The organism is Stackebrandtia sp., from assembly GCF_035643755.1.
Taxonomy (GTDB): Bacteria; Actinomycetota; Actinomycetes; order Mycobacteriales; family Micromonosporaceae; genus Stackebrandtia.
In genome coordinates, this window is record NZ_DASQPW010000230.1 from 1 (window position 1) to 2,153 (window position 2,153).

Genomic DNA, 2,153 nt, shown 5'->3' on the forward strand with positions numbered 1-2,153 from the left:
GACGCGCGGACGCTGGTGACCATCGCGCCGTGGACGATGCTGGCGCCCGGCATCGCGATCGTGCTGCTGGTCGTGGGCCTGAATCTGCTGGGCGACGGGCTGCGGGACGTCTTCGACCCGCGGAATCGGGGGCGGCGATGACGCGCGGCGCGATGCGGGTGCTGGGAATGATCTCGGGCACCTCGCACGACGGTATCGATTCGGCCATTGTCGAGTTCACCCCCGACGGGGACGGGCTGCGCGGGCGCATCGCCCACACCGCCGCCGCCCCGTACGCCGACGCGCTGCGGGCGCGGCTGGTGCGGGCGCTGCCGCCGTCGCCGACGACGCTCGCGGAGGTGTGCGAGCTCGACACCCTGATCGGGCGGGCCTTCGCCGACGCCGCCGCCGCGGCGATCGCGGAGGCGGGGCCGGTTGACCTGATCGTGTCGCACGGCCAGACCGTCTACCACTGGGTCGACGGCGGCCACGCCAGGGGAACCCTCCAGATCGGACAACCCGCGTGGATCGCCGAGCGCACGGGCACCGCCGTGGTGTCCGACGTGCGGATACGCGACATCACGGCCGGCGGGCACGGTGCGCCCCTGGTGTCCTACCTGGACGGTCTGCTGCTGGCGGGGCTCGACGGCGTGCCCGCCGCACTGAACCTCGGCGGGATCTCCAACATCACGCTGCCGCGCGGCGACACCGACCACCCCGGTCGGCTCACCGCCTACGACATCGGGCCCGCCAACGCGCTCATCGACGCGGCCGTGGCGCGCGCCGGGAAGGGCGGGTTCGACGCCGACGGGCGGATCGCCGCGTCGGGAACCGTCGACGAGAGGCTGCTGTCGGTGCTGCTGGACGAGCCCTACTATCGGCTGCCCGCACCGAAGAGCACGGGCAAGGAGCTGTTCCACCTCGGCTACGTCGACGAGGCCGTCGCCGCGGCGGGCACCTCGCCGGGGTTCGCCGACCTGGTCGCCACGCTCACCGAGCTGACGGTCCGCACGGTCGCCGCCGACGTCCGCGCGGCGGGGGTCACCACCCTGCTGCTATCGGGCGGCGGCGCCCACAATCCCACCATCGTGGACGGTCTGCGCGCGGCGCTTCCCGGCGCTCGGGTGCTTCCGTCGGACGCCGTGGGCGCGCCGTCCGACGACAAGGAGGCCATCGCCTTCGCCCTCATCGGCTGGTGCACCGCGCACGGCCTGCCCGCCACCGACCCCGCGGGCACGGGCGCCAGCGCCCCCCGCATCCTCGGCACAGTCACCCCCGGGGCGGGCCCGTTGGAGCTGCCCGCGCCGCGCGCCGCGACACCGCGCTTCCTCACCCTGGAATCGGCGGGGTGAGCCCATGCCCGTGACCCTGCGCCCCGCCGCCCCCGCCGATCTGGCCGCCGTCACCGACGTGCTGCTGGAGTGCTGGGCGTCCAACATCGCCGCCGTGGCGCCCGCCTCGGCGGTCGCTGGCCTGACGCCGCAGCGGATCGCGGCGAACTGGGAGGCGGTCCTTCGGGGCACCGACGGCGGCGGAGCGCTGGTCGCGACGTCCGAGGAGGGGTACGTCCAGGGCGTGACGCGCTTCGAACGCGACGGCGATGGCACGGGTGTCGTCCAGTCCCTGTACGTGTCGCCCCGGGCCCAGCGCCTCGGCATCGGCGCGAGGCTGCTTTCGGCCGCCGTCAAGGGTTTGCGGGACCTCGGCGCCGACACACTCACCCTGTGGGTGATCTCGGCCAACGCCCCGTCCATCGCGTTCTACCGCGCCCAGGGCTGGATTCCCGACGGCGCGCGGCGCGTCCAGCCCGATTTCGGCGTCGACGAGACGCGCCTGGAGTACGTCGGGGAGGCGAACGGCTTCGCCCGCCTGGCGAACGACCTGGTGGCCTCGGGCGACAACGCCCCCGCCGGCGCCGCGATCGGCCTGCGGACGCCGCGGCATCGCGTCGACGGGGTCGCGGGGGTGCGAGGCGGCGCCTCGCCGATGACGCCCGCGACCAGCCACGACCTGGCGTCGGTCACCAAGATCGTGGCGACCACGACCGCGTTGATCGCGCTGGTGTCGGCGGGCGACGTGCGCCTCGACGATCCCGTGAAGAACTACCTGCCCGGCTTCGTCGGCGGCGGCAAGGACGCGGTCACGGTGCGGGACCTGCTGCGGCATCGCGGCGG

The 2,153-nt window shown here is 74.6% G+C and carries 2 protein-coding genes and 1 pseudogene; all 3 read left to right on the plus strand.

Annotated elements, in window-relative coordinates; translation table 11 throughout:
• Positions 1-141, plus strand: a pseudogene (locus tag VE172_RS25505) (ABC transporter permease); the annotation flags it as partial.
• An 11-nt stretch (positions 142-152) separates the two neighbouring features.
• Positions 153-1,331 (plus strand): anhydro-N-acetylmuramic acid kinase, encoded by a 1,179-nt coding sequence (locus VE172_RS18130; protein WP_349258443.1) that lies wholly within the window; start codon positions 153-155, stop codon positions 1,329-1,331.
• Between the two features lie 4 nt (positions 1,332-1,335).
• Positions 1,336-2,153: GNAT family N-acetyltransferase (locus VE172_RS18135; RefSeq protein WP_324803370.1), on the plus strand; the 818-nt coding region annotated here is incomplete at its 3' end.

Bases quoted from the DNA above. Each gene is read 5' to 3' on its own strand.
- VE172_RS18130 (WP_349258443.1), top strand. From the start codon at position 153: ATGCGGGTGCTGGGAATGATCTCGGGCACCTCGCACGACGGTATCGAT.